The sequence below is a fragment of the Sulfitobacter brevis genome (genome assembly GCF_900112755.1).
Taxonomy (GTDB): domain Bacteria; phylum Pseudomonadota; class Alphaproteobacteria; order Rhodobacterales; family Rhodobacteraceae; genus Sulfitobacter; species Sulfitobacter brevis.
This window is the reverse complement of record NZ_FOMW01000002.1, coordinates 46,194-63,456: the sequence shown is the minus strand read 5'-3', so window position 1 is coordinate 63,456 and position 17,263 is coordinate 46,194. Positions and strand designations below refer to the sequence as shown.

Annotated in this window: 18 protein-coding genes and 1 other RNA gene; 8 read left to right on the top strand and 11 right to left on the bottom strand. The window is 58.2% G+C overall.

Translation table 11 applies throughout. The features are described from left to right. Positions 1–47 precede the first annotated feature (47 nt). From BM174_RS02780 to BM174_RS02770, 3 genes are all read left to right on the top strand, one after another. Positions 48–1,310 (top strand): hypothetical protein, encoded by a 1,263-nt coding sequence (locus tag BM174_RS02780; RefSeq protein ID WP_093922315.1) that lies wholly within the window; start codon positions 48–50, stop codon positions 1,308–1,310. Continuing rightward, entirely contained in the window at positions 1,307–2,659 is a 1,353-nt protein-coding gene (locus BM174_RS02775) for a cytochrome P450 (protein WP_093922314.1), read from the top strand. Before BM174_RS02780 ends, BM174_RS02775 begins: the two co-directional genes overlap by 4 nt. Before the next feature lie 61 nt (positions 2,660–2,720). Continuing rightward, positions 2,721–3,614, top strand: a complete 894-nt coding sequence (locus tag BM174_RS02770; protein WP_093922606.1) for a fructose bisphosphate aldolase — start codon at positions 2,721–2,723, stop codon at positions 3,612–3,614. 43 nt (positions 3,615–3,657) lie between these two features. Here the strand turns inward: BM174_RS02770 and BM174_RS02765 are convergent, their stop codons facing one another. From BM174_RS02765 to BM174_RS02715, 11 genes are all read right to left on the bottom strand, one after another. Beyond that, positions 3,658–3,867, bottom strand: a complete 210-nt coding sequence (locus tag BM174_RS02765) for an N-(5'-phosphoribosyl)anthranilate isomerase (RefSeq protein ID WP_245766247.1) — start codon at positions 3,865–3,867, stop codon at positions 3,658–3,660. A gap of 39 nt (positions 3,868–3,906) precedes the next feature. After that, positions 3,907–4,131, bottom strand: coding sequence for a ribbon-helix-helix domain-containing protein (locus tag BM174_RS02760; protein WP_093922312.1), 225 nt, complete (start codon positions 4,129–4,131; stop codon positions 3,907–3,909). Further along, positions 4,128–4,304 (bottom strand): DUF4169 family protein, encoded by a 177-nt coding sequence (locus tag BM174_RS02755; protein ID WP_093922311.1) that lies wholly within the window; start codon positions 4,302–4,304, stop codon positions 4,128–4,130. The genes BM174_RS02760 and BM174_RS02755 overlap by 4 nt, the downstream gene beginning before the upstream one ends. Continuing rightward, positions 4,301–5,692, bottom strand: coding sequence for a class II fumarate hydratase (fumC, locus tag BM174_RS02750; RefSeq protein ID WP_093922310.1), 1,392 nt, complete (start codon positions 5,690–5,692; stop codon positions 4,301–4,303). Before fumC ends, BM174_RS02755 begins: the two co-directional genes overlap by 4 nt. 87 nt (positions 5,693–5,779) lie before the next feature. Further along, complete coding sequence (locus BM174_RS02745) at positions 5,780–6,259, bottom strand: SspB family protein (RefSeq protein WP_093922309.1); 480 nt, start codon at positions 6,257–6,259, stop codon at positions 5,780–5,782. A gap of 70 nt (positions 6,260–6,329) precedes the next feature. After that, positions 6,330–7,577 carry a chromate efflux transporter gene (chrA, locus tag BM174_RS02740; protein ID WP_093922308.1) on the bottom strand — a complete coding sequence of 416 codons (1,248 nt, stop codon included), beginning with the start codon at positions 7,575–7,577 and terminating at the stop codon, positions 6,330–6,332. After that, entirely contained in the window at positions 7,574–8,389 is an 816-nt protein-coding gene (locus BM174_RS02735) for a chromate resistance protein ChrB domain-containing protein (RefSeq protein WP_093922307.1), read from the bottom strand. The genes chrA and BM174_RS02735 overlap by 4 nt, the downstream gene beginning before the upstream one ends. A gap of 176 nt (positions 8,390–8,565) precedes the next feature. After that, positions 8,566–8,913, bottom strand: a transfer-messenger RNA (tmRNA) gene (gene ssrA, locus BM174_RS02730). 55 nt (positions 8,914–8,968) lie between these two features. Continuing rightward, positions 8,969–9,535, bottom strand: coding sequence for a DedA family protein (locus BM174_RS02725; RefSeq protein WP_093922306.1), 567 nt, complete (start codon positions 9,533–9,535; stop codon positions 8,969–8,971). 122 nt (positions 9,536–9,657) lie between these two features. Continuing rightward, a complete protein-coding gene (locus tag BM174_RS02720) occupies positions 9,658–11,673 on the bottom strand; it encodes a sensor histidine kinase (RefSeq protein WP_093922305.1) in 2,016 nt (671 codons plus the stop codon). Positions 11,674–11,970: 297 nt separating this feature from the next. Further along, positions 11,971–12,708, bottom strand: a complete 738-nt coding sequence (locus BM174_RS02715; RefSeq protein WP_093922304.1) for a FadR/GntR family transcriptional regulator — start codon at positions 12,706–12,708, stop codon at positions 11,971–11,973. 83 nt (positions 12,709–12,791) lie between these two features. Between BM174_RS02715 and BM174_RS02710 the strand changes: the two genes are divergently transcribed. From BM174_RS02710 to BM174_RS02690, 5 genes are all read left to right on the top strand, one after another. Beyond that, a complete protein-coding gene (locus BM174_RS02710) occupies positions 12,792–13,580 on the top strand; it encodes a DUF2182 domain-containing protein (RefSeq protein ID WP_093922303.1) in 789 nt (262 codons plus the stop codon). A 1-nt stretch (position 13,581) separates the two neighbouring features. Further along, positions 13,582–14,247 (top strand): DUF1326 domain-containing protein, encoded by a 666-nt coding sequence (locus tag BM174_RS02705; protein WP_245766246.1) that lies wholly within the window; start codon positions 13,582–13,584, stop codon positions 14,245–14,247. A 142-nt stretch (positions 14,248–14,389) separates the two neighbouring features. After that, a complete protein-coding gene (locus BM174_RS02700; protein ID WP_093922302.1) occupies positions 14,390–15,493 on the top strand; it encodes a dimethylsulfoniopropionate demethylase in 1,104 nt (367 codons plus the stop codon). Positions 15,494–15,595: 102 nt separating this feature from the next. Further along, a complete protein-coding gene (gene acuI, locus BM174_RS02695) occupies positions 15,596–16,579 on the top strand; it encodes an acryloyl-CoA reductase (RefSeq protein ID WP_093922301.1) in 984 nt (327 codons plus the stop codon). Positions 16,580–16,702: 123 nt separating this feature from the next. After that, positions 16,703–17,125, top strand: coding sequence for an HIT family protein (locus BM174_RS02690; protein ID WP_093922300.1), 423 nt, complete (start codon positions 16,703–16,705; stop codon positions 17,123–17,125). Positions 17,126–17,263: the final 138 nt, after the last annotated feature.

The window sequence follows — 17,263 nt, the reverse complement described above, 5'->3', positions numbered from 1 at the left end:
CTGAAAAACGCCTTACTCTCGGCTAGAAACGCCGCTAGAATTTGGCCATGACAGGGCAGATCACAGATCCGGTAACCAGACGCAGGGTGTTTTACATCCCTGGCTATGACCCGATTCATCCAAGGCGCTACCGCGAACTGTACCGCAAGGAGGGGCAGGCGCAGGCGGCAATATCCGGCTATGAAATCGGATTGAAGCCGCGCAAATCAGGCGGAAATTACGGTTGGCATGTCAATGGTTTGATTGACGGTATTGATGTTAAGGCTGAAGTAGAAGTACTGGTCTGGTCAGATATTGTCCGCAACAGTATGAGCACATCGATCCCCGCCACCTATGCCCAGCTATTGCGCACCGCTTGGGTCTACATCTCGTCAGGCGCTATGGGCCGGTTGATGAAGCTGCGCAAAGGTCCGGTGATTGCAGCGCTTTATCCGGTTGGCATGCTACTTTTGCAGCTTGCCCTCGCGTTGGCGATTGCGGCGCTGGTTGGCTGGGGTATTGCCGAAGCGGTCGGTTACATCGCCAAACTTGTTCTTTCAGAGACGCTTGCCGGATGGATTTCTACGGCATCTGCTTTACTCGCCGCTGCTGTGATCGTGCCGCTGATCCTGCGGTGGTTCAAACGCAAAGACGGTAAGTTTTTCGCCTACTACCTGATGCACGATTACGCCTATTCGGCCTCCACAAACGGGGCCAATCCCCCTGAGCTTGAGGCACGGATGGCGCAATTTGCGGATTCCATAGCTGCGGCGCTGTCCGAGAATTCCCAAGAGGTGTTGGTTGTCGGCCATTCCTCCGGCGCGCATCTGGGCGTGTCGATTCTCGCCGATCTGATCCGTCAAGGCAGAGCGTCCGCAAGCGGGCCGGTTCTGTCATTTCTGTCGTTGGGGCAGGTTGTCCCGATGGTTTCGTTTCTACCAAAGGCCCATCGTTTGCGGGCGGACCTTCAATATCTGTGCACCCGCGATGAGTTGACATGGGTGGACGTCACCGCGCCCGGAGACGGCTGCGCCTTTGCGCTGTGTGATCCCGTAGCGGTGAGCGGCGTGGCTCCCGAGGGGAAAAAATGGCCGCTGGTCTTTTCAGCCGCCTTTACCCAATCGTTAAGTGCGGCGCGGTGGAAAGAGCTTCGGTGGCGGTTTTTCCGCCTGCATTTTCAATACCTTTGCGCCTTTGACCGGCCAAAAGACTACGACTACTTCCAGATTACAGCAGGTCCGATGACTTTGGCGGCGCGCTATGCCGGCCGCGCGCCTTCCAAATCGCGGATCGAGGCAGCGGTCAACAAATACCCATTTGTTGCCGCATGACCCAGCCTCCGAAACCGCCCAGCCGGCCCGACAAGGTCTCGCTTTGGCGTTATGCCAAGTTGTTCCGCGCCGACCTGCTCTCCGCCCAACCGGCACGGCTTTATCGCGCGTGGATGGCGGAGTTCAAAACCCCGTTCTTCCGCAGCTATCTGCTTAACCAGCCCGAGTTGATCAAAACTGTGCTGAAAGAACGCCCCGATGATTTCCCTAAGTCTGACCGTATCGGCGAAGGGCTGCGCCCGCTTTTGGGGAACTCAGTGTTTCTGACCAATGGCGAGACATGGAAACGCCAGCGCCGGATCATTAATCCGGCTTTTGAAGGCGGGCGCCTGCGCGACACGTTCCCCGCGATCTGGGATGCCGCTGAGGCCGCTGCCGCGCGGCTGGACGCGCATGTCGGCACCACCCTTGAGATCGAGGCTGAAACCAGCCATGCCGCAGCCGACGTAATCTTTCGCACCCTGTTCTCCATCCCCATCGACCACCATCTGGCCCGCGACGTCTTTGACGAGTTCAAGACCTATCAACGCTCACAGCCCTTGTTGAACCTTGCCGCGTTTATTCCGTTGCCGCGCTGGATGCCGAGGTTTTTCAAGCGCGGCACCAAGGCGAGTGCGGCGCGGATCAGGCATTTGATCACCCAATTGACTGCCGCGCGCATGGACGAGATCGACGCTGGCATCGCGCCTGACGATCTGGCGACAAAGATCATGACCACTGCGGATCCGGTAACCGGCGAGAAATTTACCACCGACGAGATGGTCGATCAGGTCGCTATCTTCTTTTTGGCGGGCCATGAAACAAGCGCATCGGCGCTGGCATGGACGCTGTATCTGATGGCGACGCATCCCGAGTGGCAGGACCGTCTGGCCGAGGAGGCGCAAGCGCTGGATCGCTGCGATTTTGCCGTGATGTCCAAGCTTCGGCTCAGCCGTGACGTGTTCCGCGAGGCGCTGCGGCTTTATCCGCCAGTGCCGATGATGGTGCGGGAAACCACCTGTCCCGAACAGTTTCGCGACCGCGAGGTGCCCGTCGGTGCGCAATTGGTGATCAGCCCGTGGCACCTGCACCGACACACGCGGCTATGGGACAATCCCGACGGATTTGATCCGACCCGCTGGCAGACCGAGAACGGCAAGAAATGCGGTCGTGAGGCCTATATTCCGTTTTCGGCAGGCGCGCGGGTTTGTACGGGGGCGGGGTTTGCAATGGTCGAGGGACAGTTGATCCTGTCGCGGATTTTGCGCGATTACCGGGTGATTGCCGACCCCGACCGCGTACCTGTACCGGTGGCGCACCTCACTGTGCGGTCACAGGCAGGAATATGGCTCCGGCTGGAGCGGCGCTAGCGTCCTCGTGCAGATTGAATTAAACACCTTCAAAAGCGGAATCATTAGGGACGGTCACGATATGGCATTGAACGCAGATCAGAAAAATCAAATGGCAAGCGGCAAGGGCTTTATTGCGGCTCTGGACCAATCGGGCGGATCGACCCCTAAAGCGTTGAGCCTTTATGGCGTCGAACCCGGAGATTATTCCGGCGACGCGGAAATGTTCAAAGCCGTGCATGATATGCGCGCACGCATCATTTTGGCCGATGATTTCACGTCCGAGAAAGTTATTGGCGCGATCCTGTTCGAGCGGACGATGGATGACGAGATCAATGGCAAGCCTGTCGCCCAACTGCTCTGGGAAGACCGGGGTGTCGTACCTTTTCTGAAGATTGACAAAGGTTTAGAAGATACTGCCAACGGCGTGCAGACGATGAAGCCGATGCCGGAGCTTGATGCGCTTTTGGCCCGTGCCGTCAAAGCAGGTATCTTCGGCACCAAAGAACGCTCTGTCATTCACGAGGCGAACGAGACAGGGATCGCAGCGGTCGTAGCCCAGCAGTTCGAGATCGCCAAGATCGTGTGTGGCGCAGGCTTGGTGCCAATTATTGAGCCCGAAGTGAACATCCATTCCGACACCAAGGCCGAGGCCGAAGAAATGGTCCGGGACGCGCTGGTGCGGCATTTGAATACTCTGCCCGAGGGCGAGATGGTGATCCTCAAACTGACGATCCCAGAGGTGCCCGGCACCTACGATGTGATTGCCGACCACGCCAATGTGTTGCGTGTGGTCGCTCTTTCGGGCGGATATTCCACCGAGGAGGCTTGTACACGTCTGGCGCAGAACTCCAAGATGATCGCCTCGTTCAGCCGCGCCTTGACCGAAGGGCTTAATGTTAAAATGACCGATGCGGAGTTTAACACTGCTTTAGGTGCGAACATCGACAAGATCTACCGCGCCTCCGTCGCGTAAACGCCGAACATTCTCAAACTCCTAGCCGGTTCTATATGGCCGGCTAGGTGATCCGCCGGATTGGTTCGCGGTTGCAAAACACCACAATCTGTCCGGCATTCTCGACAGCCTGATAGCCGCGACGGACCAGTTCCCGTTCAAAGCGGGCCCGTCCGACGAACATATCGATATCGCGCACCGAGCGTTCGACAATATTGCCTCGACAAGCCGATCTGTCGTTAAACAACGTCAACAGCCAATCCTCGGGGGTCATGGGAGAAGGATGCATATTCATGCATCGACCATAAGATATCTAAAGTAAATTTTTCTTTAATTCGCGCAGCACATAGAGCCTAATCGCCGAAGCAAGCCCTGTCTCTAATGCCCGATCTGCATCAATCTCAGCCACCAAGGCATTGATCGGCATATCTTTTTGGGCACAGATTCTGCGGAACTCTACCCAAAACTCGTCTTCCAGTGACACAGAAGTGCGGTGGCCCTTCAGTGTCACTGATCTTTTTGCCGGACGCGCGTTCATTTATCGCGCTTATGGGCCTCAAGGTTGCGCGCGATCTGTTCGGCGCGGGCTTTCAGCGCTTCTTTTTGCGCTTTCGACTGGCCGAACTGGACTGCGTTTTCGTCAGAGCGGGCCTTGCGGGAGGCTCGGTTACGCTCTTTTTTGACCTTGCTGAGGTTAATGGGGGCGCTCATTTGGGTCCGATCATATCTTCGGGCCGCACGACCCGATCAAATGTTTCAGCATCCACCAGACCTAATGCGATGGCCTCTTGCTTGAGGGTGGTGCCATTCTTATGGGCGGTTTTGGCAACTTTGGTGGCATTGTCATAGCCGATTGTGGGCGCCAGCGCCGTGACCAGCATCAGCGATTCTTTCATCAATTTGTCAATCCGGTCAATATTCGCCTGCGTGCCGACCACCATATTATCGGTGAAGCTGCTTGCCGCGTCGCCCAACAGTTGCATTGACTGGATGACGTTATAGCTCATCATCGGATTATAGACGTTCAGCTCGAAATGACCCTGTGATCCGGCAAATCCCACGGCGGCGTCGTTACCCATCACGTGGGCGCAGACCATTGTCAGCGCTTCGGCTTGTGTCGGGTTCACTTTGCCCGGCATGATCGACGATCCCGGCTCGTTTTCCGGCAGGATCAGTTCACCCAGACCGGAGCGCGGACCGGAGCCGAGCAGACGCATGTCGTTGGCGATCTTGAACAGCGAGGCGGCCACGGTTTTCAAGGAACCGGAGAACATCACCATCGCGTCATGGGCGGCCAGTGCCTCGAACTTGTTTGGGGCGGTGACAAAGGGCAGGCCGGTAATCTCGGCGATCTCATGGGCGACCTTTTCGGCAAAGCCCTTGCGGGTATTGAGCCCGGTACCAACCGCCGTGCCGCCCTGCGCCAACTCGTAGATGTCAGGCAGGCAAGATTGCACCCGCGCGATACCTTTGGCGACCTGATGGGCGTAGCCGCCAAATTCCTGACCCAGCGTCAGCGGCGTCGCGTCCTGCGTATGGGTGCGGCCGATCTTGATGATGTCTTTGAATTCTTCGGACTTGGCGTTCAGCGCGTCATGCAGCTTGCGCAAACCGGGCAACAGCGTGTCCCGCGCCACCATGCCAATCGCGATATGCATTGCGGTCGGGAAAGTGTCGTTGGAGGACTGGCTCATGTTGCAGTGGTCATTGGGGTGCACAGGCTTTTTGGAGCCCATCTCACCGACCATGATCTCAATCGCGCGGTTCGAGATCACCTCGTTGGCGTTCATGTTCGACTGCGTGCCCGATCCGGTCTGCCAGACCACAAGCGGGAAGTTATCATCAAACTTGCCGTCGATGACCTCTTGCGCTGCTTGCTGGATCGCAGGGGCCAGACCGGCATCCAGATCGCCAAAGCCGAGGTTCACCTCGGCGCAGGCCTTTTTGATCACACCAAGCGCGCGGATGATCGCGACAGGCTGGCGCTCCCACCCGATGGGGAAGTTCTGGATCGAGCGTTGGGTCTGGGCACCCCAGTATTTATCTGCGGGGACCTCAAGCGGGCCAAAGCTGTCGGTTTCGGTACGGGTATCGGCCATGTCACGGCTCCTGAGGCTATATAACGTCAGGGGCGGTGTAGCGCCCCGCGCGGGGCGTGGCAATCGCGGGTGGCGCTAACGCCGCGACTACTTGCGGAACGAATCGAGCGAGACGATCTCGGCGTCGCGGGCAGGCGCCTCAGCAACCTCAAGCTCGCTCTCGTCGATCTGCGGCAGGGTGTCGGAATCTTTACCGCCCTCGGCTTCATCGGTTTCTTGCTGCTCGAACCGCAGGCCAAATTCGACCGAAGGATCCACAAAGGTGCGGATCGCGTCATAGGGTATATAAAGCGGCTCGGGCGCGTCGCCAAAATTCAGCGTGATCTTAAACCCGTCGTCAGTCACCTCAAGGTTGTCATACCAGTGCTGCATCACCACGGTCATTTCGCTGGGATAGCGGTCAGACAGCCAGTCGGCTAGTTCGGCATCGGGATGCGAAGTGTCGAACGTGATAAAAAAGTGATGGCTTCCGGGCAGACCGCGGTCGGCGATATCAAGCAAAACCTTGCGGATCAATCCGCGCATGGCTTCGTGCATGAGATTGCCATAATCTATGCTGCGGCTCATTTTAGTCCCCTCATCTGCGCATCACGCTGGGTCAGCATACCCCATTTGGCGGCGAGGAAAAGGGGCCACTTTAAACCAGCGTCAGGCCAAGCGATGCAATTGCGAGGATCAGCATGCTGGTGACAAATCCGCGGCGAAAAACCAGCATTAAAATCGCGGCAGCAGCCATTAGAAACGCGGCTTCGGGATTGAAGCTGTCGCGCACGGGCAGGGGGATGGCCCCCCATTTGGGCACCTGCATCTCATCAAATACCACGTGGAACGCGAACCAGACCGAGAGGTTCGCAATGACCCCGACCACTGCTGCCGTGATTGTCTGCAACCCATTAACAAGGCGCGGCTGGGTCGCGATACGCTCCATGTAGGGCCCCGCAAGGAAGATCCACAAGAAACACGGGGTGAAGGTCACCCAAAGCGCCAGAACCCCTGCTGCCACCGCGCCGCCGAGGCCTGCTTGGGCGAACCCGGCCAGCAGGGCGACGAACTCGGTCACCAGAATAAGCGGCCCCGGGGTTGTTTCAGCCAGCCCGAGCGCGTCGATCATCTGGTTGGTGGTGATCCAGCCGAAGTCCTGCACCACGGTTTGGGTCATATAGGCCAGCACCGCATAGGCCCCGCCAAAGGTGACGACTGCAAGCTTTGAGAAAAACAGCCCCAGTTGCAGCAAGAAATCCTGCCCCAGCGCCAAGAGCACCGCCAAAGGCGCGGCCCAAAGCGCGCCGAATATTGCAAGGGTGCGCAGGCTGTGTGCCCGTGGCAGCGGCGTGGTGTCAGGCGTCGGGGCAGGGGATTTGCCAAACCACATACCGAACAAGCCCGCAGCGATCACAACAAGCGGGAACGGCAGGCCAAAGGCAAACAGGGCCAGAAAGGAAAGCGTGGCAATGATCCAGCCTTGAGCCCCGTGCAGCGCCTTTGCTGCGACTTTGCGCAGGGCAGCGAAAACGACAATGATCACCGCCGCTTTGATCCCTAGAAACGCAGCCTGCACCAGCGGCAACTGGCCATAGGTGGCGTATCCAAAAGCTAGCATTGCGATGATCAACGCCCCCGGAACGACAAACAGCAACCCGGCCAGTAATCCGCCAGTGATGCCGCGCAGGCGCCATCCGGCATAGGTTGCAAGCTGCATCGCTTCGGGGCCAGGCAGAAGCATGCAGAGCGACAGAGCGCGCAGGTAGGCGCTTTCGGTCAGCCATGGGCGGGTTTCGACCAGCTCACGGTGCATCAGTGCGATCTGCGCCGCAGGGCCGCCGAAAGAGAGCAACCCGATGCGGCCAAAGACCCGTGTTAGCTCTGCCCAGCTTGGCGCGGTCATATTGCACGGTCCGCAGGCCAGTCGTGGCCTTCATCGCTGCCATCGCGCGCCCAACGATAAAGCGCATCATAAAGCGCCATGCCGGCCTCAAGCTGGGCGTGATCATCGCGGTACTGACGCGATAGCCCGACCGAAAGCGCCAGAAGCCCCGCCGCTTGGGGGGCGTCCTCATGCCGGTTGGTATCGGCGGCGCGGATCACAGTGGCGAGGCGGTTCAAAGCATCGCTGTGCAGGCAAAAGTCATCCAGCAGTGCGTCAAAGGTGCATTTGGCCCCGCGATGGGAAAACGTGACCCCTTCGACATCAAAGGGTGTCGCGCCAAACCGCTCGGCCACGCCCGAAACCTCGGCAGGGGAGACAAACAAAAACCGCGCTTGCGGATCGATAAAGCGCCGGATCAACCAAGGGCAGGCGATGCGGTCAATCTTGGGGCGGTGGCGGGTGACCCACAGGGTGGCACCATCAACCTTTTCGGGCAAGGCAGCGGCCGGAATGCGCAGTGTCTCCGCGTGATCACGCCAGCCATACATGCCGCCAGACAGATACTCCGCCCGCAGCCCGTCCGCCCGAAGCCGCGCCGCCAATCCCTGGCTTAGCTTTAAACCACGCTGGCAGACGATCACGCAGGGTCGCCCCGCGAGGTGCGCTTTGAGGCCAGCGAGATCGGTGTGTGGGTACCGCACCGACCCCGGTATCAGAAAGGGGTCCTCCGCATGATCAGGATCTATCGAGATATCGATGATAACCGGCGCGTCGGGGGTGCCGATCAGCCGTAAGAGCTGCGGGACAGTCATTTCATTGGGGGCAGCCATAGCGTGCATCCTTGGATCAATTTTCAGGATGCGATCCTTGGGCCGGAGCCTCACGGGGCAATCGCGGTCCCCATGCGGATAACCTGCCAAGCGGCGGCCCGAACGTCAATAGACGCATCCGTCAACCGAGACCAGCAAGCGGCGCGAGGTTTGCGAGAAAATTGGGGGGAGGAGTAAGTGCAGGCTTCTGTTGCCAGGTGCCTGCGAACCCCGCCTTACACCGCTAAGCGCAAGGACTTAATTTTCAACAGTTCCGGTCGCTTACGCGGCCATCGCCATTGGAGCACGATTGTCATTTGCAATTGTACATTTTACGCCGATAACGGTGGCAGTCAGCCGAAACAAAGCTACACCTTTAGACGTTCGTCGATCCTATTTCGACCCCAGAACCGTCAAATGAACGGGTTTTGGTGGAGCCGCCGGGTACCGCCCCCGGGTCCGAACCGCTTATTACGAGCGCGTTTATGTCCATAGTCCCGAAGGACACCTCTAATCTAGGCCGCGCGTTCTGTGAATTCAAGAGGGCATCGGTATATCTGTGCGGCGAAGAGGGGGAAGGCTTGTAATCCAGTCCCGCGATCAAGGTGCGCGCTTCTGCCGCCAGTGCCATAGCCCAAGGCCACCCGCGACAATAAGCACAATCACAGCCGCGATCAGTACATGGGAAGCGCCTGACATGCTGCCAAGGACCCGGGCGAGAATTTCACCTACTGCCACGCCGAAGACCGCGTAAAACACCGCCCAGATCACAGCTGATACGGCGGCATGGGCAGCAAAACGCAGGGTCAGGATTTTGGACTGTGCCAAGACCATTGGGCCGACAATTCGCATGCCTGGAATAAAGCGGAACACGCTGGCAAGACTGTGTGGATTGGCGTTCACCCGTGCCATGGTGCGCGCGACAATCGGGCGCGACATCTGGCGCAACAGCCAAGTGCTTTCCTGATGGCGGCGGGCGTAAAGAAATATGCCAAAATCAGCGCAGAATGCCCCGAACGCTGCTGTCACCGCCACTTGCCACAGCGGCACCAGCCCGTGGTGCGCCATAACACCCCCCGCAATCGCTGCGGTTTCGCCTTCGATAAAGCAGCCCAGAAAGACGGCTATCAGCCCGTAATTTGCGATAAAACCTTCTATGCCGGACACTCCATGCGTTCTGTGTGAGGGGAAAAACTTCAGGGGTAAAGCTTAATCCGCACGCAAGCGGGATCAAGCCTGACGGTGCAGGAGGAACGCATAGCGATTTAGCATTTATAGTGTTTTGCGGATTATCCAGCCGCCAGCGAGGCGCGGCCCCCGGTGGGCACATCAGCAATATCGAGCCTTGGCAGGGTCAGCTGGAACGCGCTGCCTTTGCCAATCTCGGATTTCAGACTGATGTTGCCGCCATGGGCAATCGCGATATCGCGCGAGATCGCCAAGCCCAGACCGGTGCCGTTGTGGCGCCGCGACGCACTGGAATCGACCTGATGGAACGGCTCGAACACCTGCTGCACTTCGCTTTCGGGAATGCCGATGCCGGTGTCATAGACGGTAAAGGTAACGACTTTCGGCAAAGCTTCGACCCGCAGACCGACTTCGCCTTCTTCGGTGAACTTGGTGGCGTTGCTGATTAGGTTGATCAGCACCTGCTGGATGCGTTTGGCATCGGCCTCGATCTGGGCGTCCTGTACGTCGATGTTGAATGACAGCCCCTTGTTTTCAACAAGCGGGCGCAGCTGATCGACGGTCGTAGCGACCAGTGTCGCGACCTCAACGGGTTGGAGATCGACCGTCAGATTGCCGGAATCGATCTTGGCAAAATCAAGCACCTCGTTGATCAGCGTCATCAAGTGGTTGCCTGACCGCTCCGCCATATTCATCATCATGCCGATCTGGGCCCAGACGCCGTCTACCAAGGGGGTCATTTCGGCTTCGGTCTCGGGATGAGCCTTGATGGCTTTTTCCAGCGATTGTGGTGCGGGTAGGCGGTTGATGTTGCGCGCCAGTCTGACCTGACCCAGAATAACTGTCAGCGGGGTGCGCAACTCGTGGCTGAGCACGCCCATAAAGTCGGTCTTGGCGCGGTTGGCGGCCTCGGCGGCAAGCTGGGCGTTCTTCAAATCACTCACGTCGATCCGCAGGCCAACAATACTGCCATCAGGCATACGTTTGTCCGAGGTGCGGATAATCCGCCCGTCCGATAGGTGCTGCTCGGTGACGTAGTGGCCGAAACCCCGTCCGTCGATCCAGTTATCTACCCAATGCTGTTCGTTACCGATCGCCTCGGGGACCAGACCCTTGTGCACAGAGTCGGTGACGAGGTCGCGGTAGGTAGTGTTGGTCAACGTTTCCTTGGTCATATTATGCATCTGGGCGTATTTGCTGTTATGCAGCACGATCTTGCCGTTAGAGCCGAACATGACAAAGGCGTGGTCGAGCGCCTCAATGCCGTTTGAAAGTCGGCTTTCGGCGATCTTGTGCTTTTGCGCAAGTTGCATGATCAAACGCGTGCCGACCATCAGGATTGCGATCATTGAAATACGGAATATCCAGCGGCCTTCGAAGTTCGGTCGTTGGGTTGGCCAGCCGCCTTCGGTGACAGCAGCCAATTGCCAATGGCCAAAGGGAAACCTGAAATCGATCATGATCGGCATGTCTTCAAGTAGGGAAACATCGCCCAGCATGATCTGCCCGGTTGCAGCGCCCTCGCTGACCTCACGGATCAAAATATCATATCTCTCGTCGACTTGGGATATTTTCAGGTTCTTAAGAAAGGCGTCGAAGTTGATCACCATCGACAGGATGCCCCAGATCTGCGGCGCGCCTGTTGCATCAGCACTATCAAGCATCACGGGCTTGCGCAGGATCAGACCGCGACCGCCTTGGACCAGATCGACGGGACCGGTCATCAGCCCGTCACTGTTGCGCATCGCGGCCTGCACCTGCGGCCATTGATCGGCATTTTCGCGGTAATTCAGTCCGATGACTTTTTCGTTGCCCGCAATAGGGCTGACCAGCGTTACAACCAGATCAGGGGCTGCAACGACAGAAATAATATCGGGGTTGTTGGCGATCAGCGACGCGGTGCGGCGGGCATATTCATCTTGGGTGATCGTCGGATGGGCGCTGATCACCGCAGCTAGCTCGCTGATAGAAAGGACGCGGGACATCACCTCGCCCTCAATCCGCTCACGCAGGTTAATCATCTGGATCGTCGCGGCAAGCTCTTGATCTTTAAGGTAGGATTGGTAGCCGAGCCGCTCTATCTTGTGGCCAAAGCCAAGCAGGATGCCACCGATCAAACTAATGACCAGCCACCTCTTCGCACTGTCAGTTAAAGCGGCGTTCCGGCTAGCACCTTGCAAAAAAATTCCTTCCGTCCACCTGCCTCAACGGGTCTGTTTCTCCGGCGCTCCGGGACGGACCTCACTTAGCGACAGTTAAGGCCCTCGGGGCGGGGTTATGTATATGAAAATGACACTAAATTGTGAAAATTTCTTGACCTGTGACCGTTTCGACCCATCAGAACTGCGGTTGCAGCTCACGCGGTAGCCCGAAGCCGGAAAATCGCAAAGATTTTCAACTGTTTACGCGGCGTACTATCGGGCGGCAGCAGGCTTGCGAGCCGCGAAAATTCCTTGCGCCAACTGTTTGGTTTCCTCTTCAAGCGCGGTCAGCCCGTCCGTTACCGCCGCACCGTTCTGCGCTTCGGCGGCATCCGCGATGGCGGTGTGCAGGGCGACGATGCGGGCGCGATCGCGGGCGGTGAAGGTGATCATATTCATTAAAGGCTGCATTGCCTCCACGGCGCCGGCTAGCTGGTAAGACAGCACCGGATTGCCTGCCGCATCGACCAAAGCACGGTGAAACGCAACATCGGAGGCGCAGAACGCCTCGTCGGTCAAACCGGGCTGGCTTTGGCGATGTATCTCGGCCCGCATCGAGGCCAGATGGTCGGCGGTACGGCGTGCAGCACTCAGCGCACCGCAAGCGCGCTCCAGCGTAAAGCGCGCCTCGCAGGCGGTCTCGAAGCTCACGGCATTCATGCTCAGCAGCAGGATCGAAGTGGTGATTTGTTGGGCCTGTGCTGCCTCGAAGCTCAACCGGTTCACAAAGGCACCGCCGGTCGCGCCGCGCTGGGTGCGGATCAGCGATTGCGCGGCCAGACGTTTCAATGCCTCGCGAACCGTGGGGCGGGAAACGGCGAATTGCTCGGATAGTTCAGCCTCCGATGGCAGCCGTTCATCAACAATCAGACGCCCTTCAATAATGGCATCGCGGATCGCGCCAGCGATCTGGGCCGACAAATCGGCGGGGCTGGAAGGGTCAATTTTCATTTGTCTTACATTTAATATTTGCGAGGCGTTTAATTGTCTGACATTACTTTGAAGGGAACAGACTCGAATGCCAAGGTTAAATCATGACACCTGTTTTGCGCTCATCACTCTGGCTGGCCTTTTTCGGGCTGGTGCTGCTGGCGTGGTGGATGATGTACTCCATGGCGGCACAGATGGGCGTTGATCTGCTGGGGCGTCCTGATGCGACGGGCGAGCGGATGCGCTGGATGGATCCGCGCATGGAGATGGCGATGCCGATGGCGCAGTTCGGCCCGCTGTTTGTGATGTGGGGCGCAATGATGGCGGCGATGATGCTGCCGACCATGATCCCGACCCTGCGCAGCTATGAGGACCTGATTGCCAGCGCCAGCGGCACCCGTGCTGGATGGTTGGGAGTGCTGGTCGGGTATTTCACCGTGTGGCTAGCCTTCGCGGCGGTAATTGCCACCCTGCAGTTGGCGCTGCTGTTTGGGGGCGTGATTGATATGCTGGGCATTGCTAGGTCGCGCTGGTTTGCAGCGGCTTTGTTGCTGGGGGTTGGGCTCTTTCAGTTCACCCGCACCAAGGAGCTGTGCCACGGGGTTTGCCATTCGCCGATGATGTATTTCCTCGGCCACTGGCGCACCGGCTTTTCGGGCGGTTTGCGCATGGGGCTTGGTCTTGGGGTGTTTTGCGTCGGCTGCTGCTGGGGTTTCATGCTGCTCGGCTTTGCCGGCGGGGTGATGAACCTTGCGTGGATGGGGCTGGCCACCTTGTTCATGGTCATCGAGAAACTGCCCCAAATCGGACATTACGTAATAAAACCAATGGGTTTTGCCTTGATCCTCGGCGCAATTGCTGTGGCAGGCTGGCCCGTTATCTCAGGAGGATAAAATGACAGATACACAAGCCGCCGCACCCGCATTGGGCCGTGGGCATATGACGCCTGCGAATTGGGCCATTAAGGGAGAGCTTTTTCTTAATTGCTCCTGCACCGTGTTTTGCCCCTGCGTGGTCAGCCTTGGCGCGCACCCGCCCACAGAAGGCCATTGCCACGCATGGATGGCCATTGCCATCGACGAAGGCAACTTTGAGGGCGAGGATCTGTCGGGGCTCAATGTCGGCCTATTGGTCGATATTCCGGGCCGCATGGGCGAAGGCAACTGGAAGGTCGCCGCCTATGTCGATGAACGCGCAAGCGAAAAAGCGTTTGACGGGTTACTGCAAATCTTCTCCGGCGCGGCAGGCGGCACCACCGGGCTGTTCACCATGTTGGTCAGCGAGATTATCGGTGCCGAGCGTGCGCCGGTTGAGATCGTGCGCGAAGGCACCAAACGGTCCATCATGATCGGGCGCAAAATTCAGGGCGAGATCGAGATGCTGGCCGGTGCCGATGCCGATCATCCGGTGATGGTGAGCAACTCCAAATACTGGATGGGGCCGGATATTATCGCGGCGAAAGGTCTCAAAAGCCGCGTTCGGGACTATGGTCGCGTTTGGGACTTCGGCGGAATGTCCGCCGAAATTTGCCCGATTGACTGGAGCGGTTCGGCTAAGTGATTGATGAGACGGGCGTAGTATGTTTTTTTTTAGAAACAGCATGCTACGCCTGATATCTCACGCGATAAATGTTTATTTGCTGCGAAACAAAGCTTGTGGGCTGTGAACGCGATACACGAGCTTGGCTTCCGAAAGGTTTAATATGGCACTGATTTCTCCCTCGCGCCGTGTGCGTCGTACGCCTTTTTCCGATGGTGTCGAAGCCGCAGGTGTCAAAGCCTATACCGTTTATAATCGCATGCTGCTGCCCACGGTGTTTGCATCTGTGCAGGAAGACTATCGCCACTTGAAATCTGCGGTGCAGGTTTGGGATGTCGCTTGCGAACGGCAGGTCGAATTGCGTGGACCTGATGCAGCGCGGCTGATGCAAATGCTGACGCCACGCGATCTGCGGGGCATGCTGCCGGGGCGGTGTTTTTATATTCCCATCGTCGACGAGACTGGTGGCATGTTGAACGATCCGGTCGCGGTGAAGCTCGCCGAGGACCGTTGGTGGATCTCAATCGCCGATAGTGACTTGATGCTTTGGGTAAAGGGTATTGCCAACGGTTATCGTTTGGATGTGCTGATCGACGAGCCGGATGTTAGCCCGCTGGCGGTGCAGGGCCCCCAAGCCGAAGTTTTGATGGCGCGGGTCTTTGGGGACGCGGTGCGGGATGTGAAATTCTTCCGCTTTGGCATGTTCAGTTTTCAGGGCCGCTCGCTGGTGGTGGCGCGGTCGGGCTATTCCAAACAGGGTGGCTACGAGATTTATGTCGAGGGCAGCGATATCGGGATGCCACTGTGGAACGCGCTGATGGAGGCAGGTCGCGATCTTGATGTTCGGGCAGGCTGCCCCAATCTGATCGAGCGGATCGAGAGCGGATTGTTGAGCTATGGCAATGATATGACCGACGATAACACGCCGCATGAATGCGGTTTGGGCAAGTTCTGCGATACCCAGACGGCAATTGGCTGTATCGGGCGTGATGCTCTGTTACGGGTGGCCAAGGAAGGGCCAGTACAACAGGTGCGCGCCATCAGGATTGAAGGCGATGCGGTGCCGGGCTGCGATCGGCCTTGGCCATTGATCGCGCAGGGCAAAGCTGTCGGTCAGATCACATCGGCGGCGTGGAGTCCTGATTTTAATATGAATGTCGCGATTGGCATGGTGCGGATGACACATTGGGATCCGGAGACTGTGGTGCAAGTTCAGACACCTGCGGGGATGTTGGACGCCACTGTTCGGGAGAACTTCTGGATTTAGGTTTGCCATAGGATACCCCGCTTTCGACGTGTCAGTTGTGGGGCGGGGATGAGTTTAATTTGCAAAATGAAGCAGGGGCTTGAGCCCGGATAGGAGACGATGATGTTTAATGCACTTGTTGTGAACAAGGACGAAGACGGCAAAACCCACGCCGAGGTGACACGGATCGGCTTGGATGATTTGCCGCATGGTGAGGTGACGGTCGCGGTTGAGTATTCAACGGTCAACTATAAAGACGGTTTGTGCATCGGGCCGGGTGGCGGCTTGGTCCGGAAGTATCCGCATGTGCCGGGGATCGATTTTGCAGGCACTGTCGAGAGCTCGGATGATGCGCGCTATAAAGCCGGTGACAAGGTGGTGCTGACGGGCTGGCGTGTGGGAGAGGCGCATTGGGGCGGTTATTCCCAGAAAGCACGCGTCAACGCCGATTGGCTGGTGCCACTGCCCGACGGGTTGGACACACGGCAGGCGATGGCTGTGGGCACGGCGGGGCTTACCGCAATGTTGTCGGTGATGGCTTTGGAAGATCACGGGATCAAGTCTGGTCCGGTCTTGGTCTGCGGTGCTGCGGGCGGCGTGGGCTCGGTCGCGACGGCGATATTGGCGTCTTTGGGTCATGAGGTTGCCGCTGTGACAGGGCGGCCCGAGATGGCGGATTACCTTAAATCTTTGGGCGCGACACAAATAGTGGCGCGTGACGAGATCAATGAAACCGTCAAGCGCCCGCTGGAAGGCGAAACATGGGGCGGCTGTATTGATGCGGTCGGCGGCGCAATGCTGGCGCGGGTCTTGGGGCAGATGCAATATGGCGCCTCGGTGGCAGCGGTTGGTCTGGCCGGAGGTGCGGGATTGCCTGCCACGGTCATCCCGTTCTTGCTGCGCGGTGTGAACCTGCTGGGCATCGACAGCGTATTGCAGCCCTATGATAACCGGCTGCGGGCATGGGCGCGGATCGCAAAAGACCTGCCCATGGACAAGCTCGAAGCGATGGTACAGCCCGCTAAGCTCACGGATTTGCCACGGTTGGGCGGCGAGATCCTCAAGGGTCAGGTCAAGGGCCGCGTTGTGGTTGACGTGAACGCTTGAAGCAAGATTTGTCCCGCGCGCCCGATTGCTGCGTTATTGCAGGCTTCGGGCGCGCGGGACGCTCGACGCGAGCAGGGGTTTCGGCGTACCAAGGCGAGACATGCGACAGAAAGGAGACGCAACATGCCCGACTATGATGGCCAGAATATCTTTGCCAAGATTCTGCGGGGCGAGATTCCCAGCGTGAAGGTCTATGAGGACGCGGAAACTTATTGTTTCATGGACATCATGCCCCGCGCGGATGGCCATTGTCTGGTGATCCCTAAAACGCCCTGCCGCAATATGCTCGATGCCACCCCTGCGCAGTTGTCGGCCTGTATGGCGACAGTTAACAAGGTCGCAAATGCCTGTGTCACGGGCTTTGCGGCCGATGGCATTACCCTGCAGCAGTTCAATGAGGCCGCAGGCGGGCAGGAGGTGTTTCACCTGCATTTCCATATCCTGCCGCGCCATGAGGGGGTATCCCTCCGAGCGCCCGGCAAGATGGGCGACATGGAGGCGATCAAGGCCCATTCCGAGGTGATTGCCGCAGCGCTAGCTGCCTGAGGCCCCGGCCGGAAGGGGCTCGGCTTTGCTTAATATCGCCGATTAGGTTTGTACTCATTTGCGTTCAGCGCAGCCAACCGGTTGCCCCTTCTGCCTAGGACCCTATGATTAGGGGACCATACACAAGAAATGGGCCGG

Excerpts from the sequence above, each read along its gene's own strand:
- BM174_RS02780 (WP_093922315.1), top strand. The coding sequence starts at position 48 with ATGACAGGGCAGATCACAGATCCGGTAACCAGACGCAGGGTGTTTTAC.
- BM174_RS02775 (WP_093922314.1), top strand. The coding sequence starts at position 1,307 with ATGACCCAGCCTCCGAAACCGCCCAGCCGGCCCGACAAGGTCTCGCTT.
- BM174_RS02770 (WP_093922606.1), top strand. The coding sequence starts at position 2,721 with ATGGCATTGAACGCAGATCAGAAAAATCAAATGGCAAGCGGCAAGGGC.
- BM174_RS02765 (WP_245766247.1), bottom strand. The coding sequence starts at position 3,867 with ATGACCCCCGAGGATTGGCTGTTGACGTTGTTTAACGACAGATCGGCT.
- BM174_RS02760 (WP_093922312.1), bottom strand. The coding sequence starts at position 4,131 with ATGAACGCGCGTCCGGCAAAAAGATCAGTGACACTGAAGGGCCACCGC.
- BM174_RS02755 (WP_093922311.1), bottom strand. The coding sequence starts at position 4,304 with ATGAGCGCCCCCATTAACCTCAGCAAGGTCAAAAAAGAGCGTAACCGA.
- fumC (WP_093922310.1), bottom strand. The coding sequence starts at position 5,692 with ATGGCCGATACCCGTACCGAAACCGACAGCTTTGGCCCGCTTGAGGTC.
- BM174_RS02745 (WP_093922309.1), bottom strand. The coding sequence starts at position 6,259 with ATGAGCCGCAGCATAGATTATGGCAATCTCATGCACGAAGCCATGCGC.
- chrA (WP_093922308.1), bottom strand. The coding sequence starts at position 7,577 with ATGACCGCGCCAAGCTGGGCAGAGCTAACACGGGTCTTTGGCCGCATC.
- BM174_RS02735 (WP_093922307.1), bottom strand. The coding sequence starts at position 8,389 with ATGGCTGCCCCCAATGAAATGACTGTCCCGCAGCTCTTACGGCTGATC.
- BM174_RS02715 (WP_093922304.1), bottom strand. The coding sequence starts at position 12,708 with ATGAAAATTGACCCTTCCAGCCCCGCCGATTTGTCGGCCCAGATCGCT.
- BM174_RS02710 (WP_093922303.1), top strand. The coding sequence starts at position 12,792 with ATGACACCTGTTTTGCGCTCATCACTCTGGCTGGCCTTTTTCGGGCTG.
- BM174_RS02705 (WP_245766246.1), top strand. The coding sequence starts at position 13,582 with ATGACAGATACACAAGCCGCCGCACCCGCATTGGGCCGTGGGCATATG.
- BM174_RS02700 (WP_093922302.1), top strand. The coding sequence starts at position 14,390 with ATGGCACTGATTTCTCCCTCGCGCCGTGTGCGTCGTACGCCTTTTTCC.
- acuI (WP_093922301.1), top strand. The coding sequence starts at position 15,596 with ATGTTTAATGCACTTGTTGTGAACAAGGACGAAGACGGCAAAACCCAC.
- BM174_RS02690 (WP_093922300.1), top strand. The coding sequence starts at position 16,703 with ATGCCCGACTATGATGGCCAGAATATCTTTGCCAAGATTCTGCGGGGC.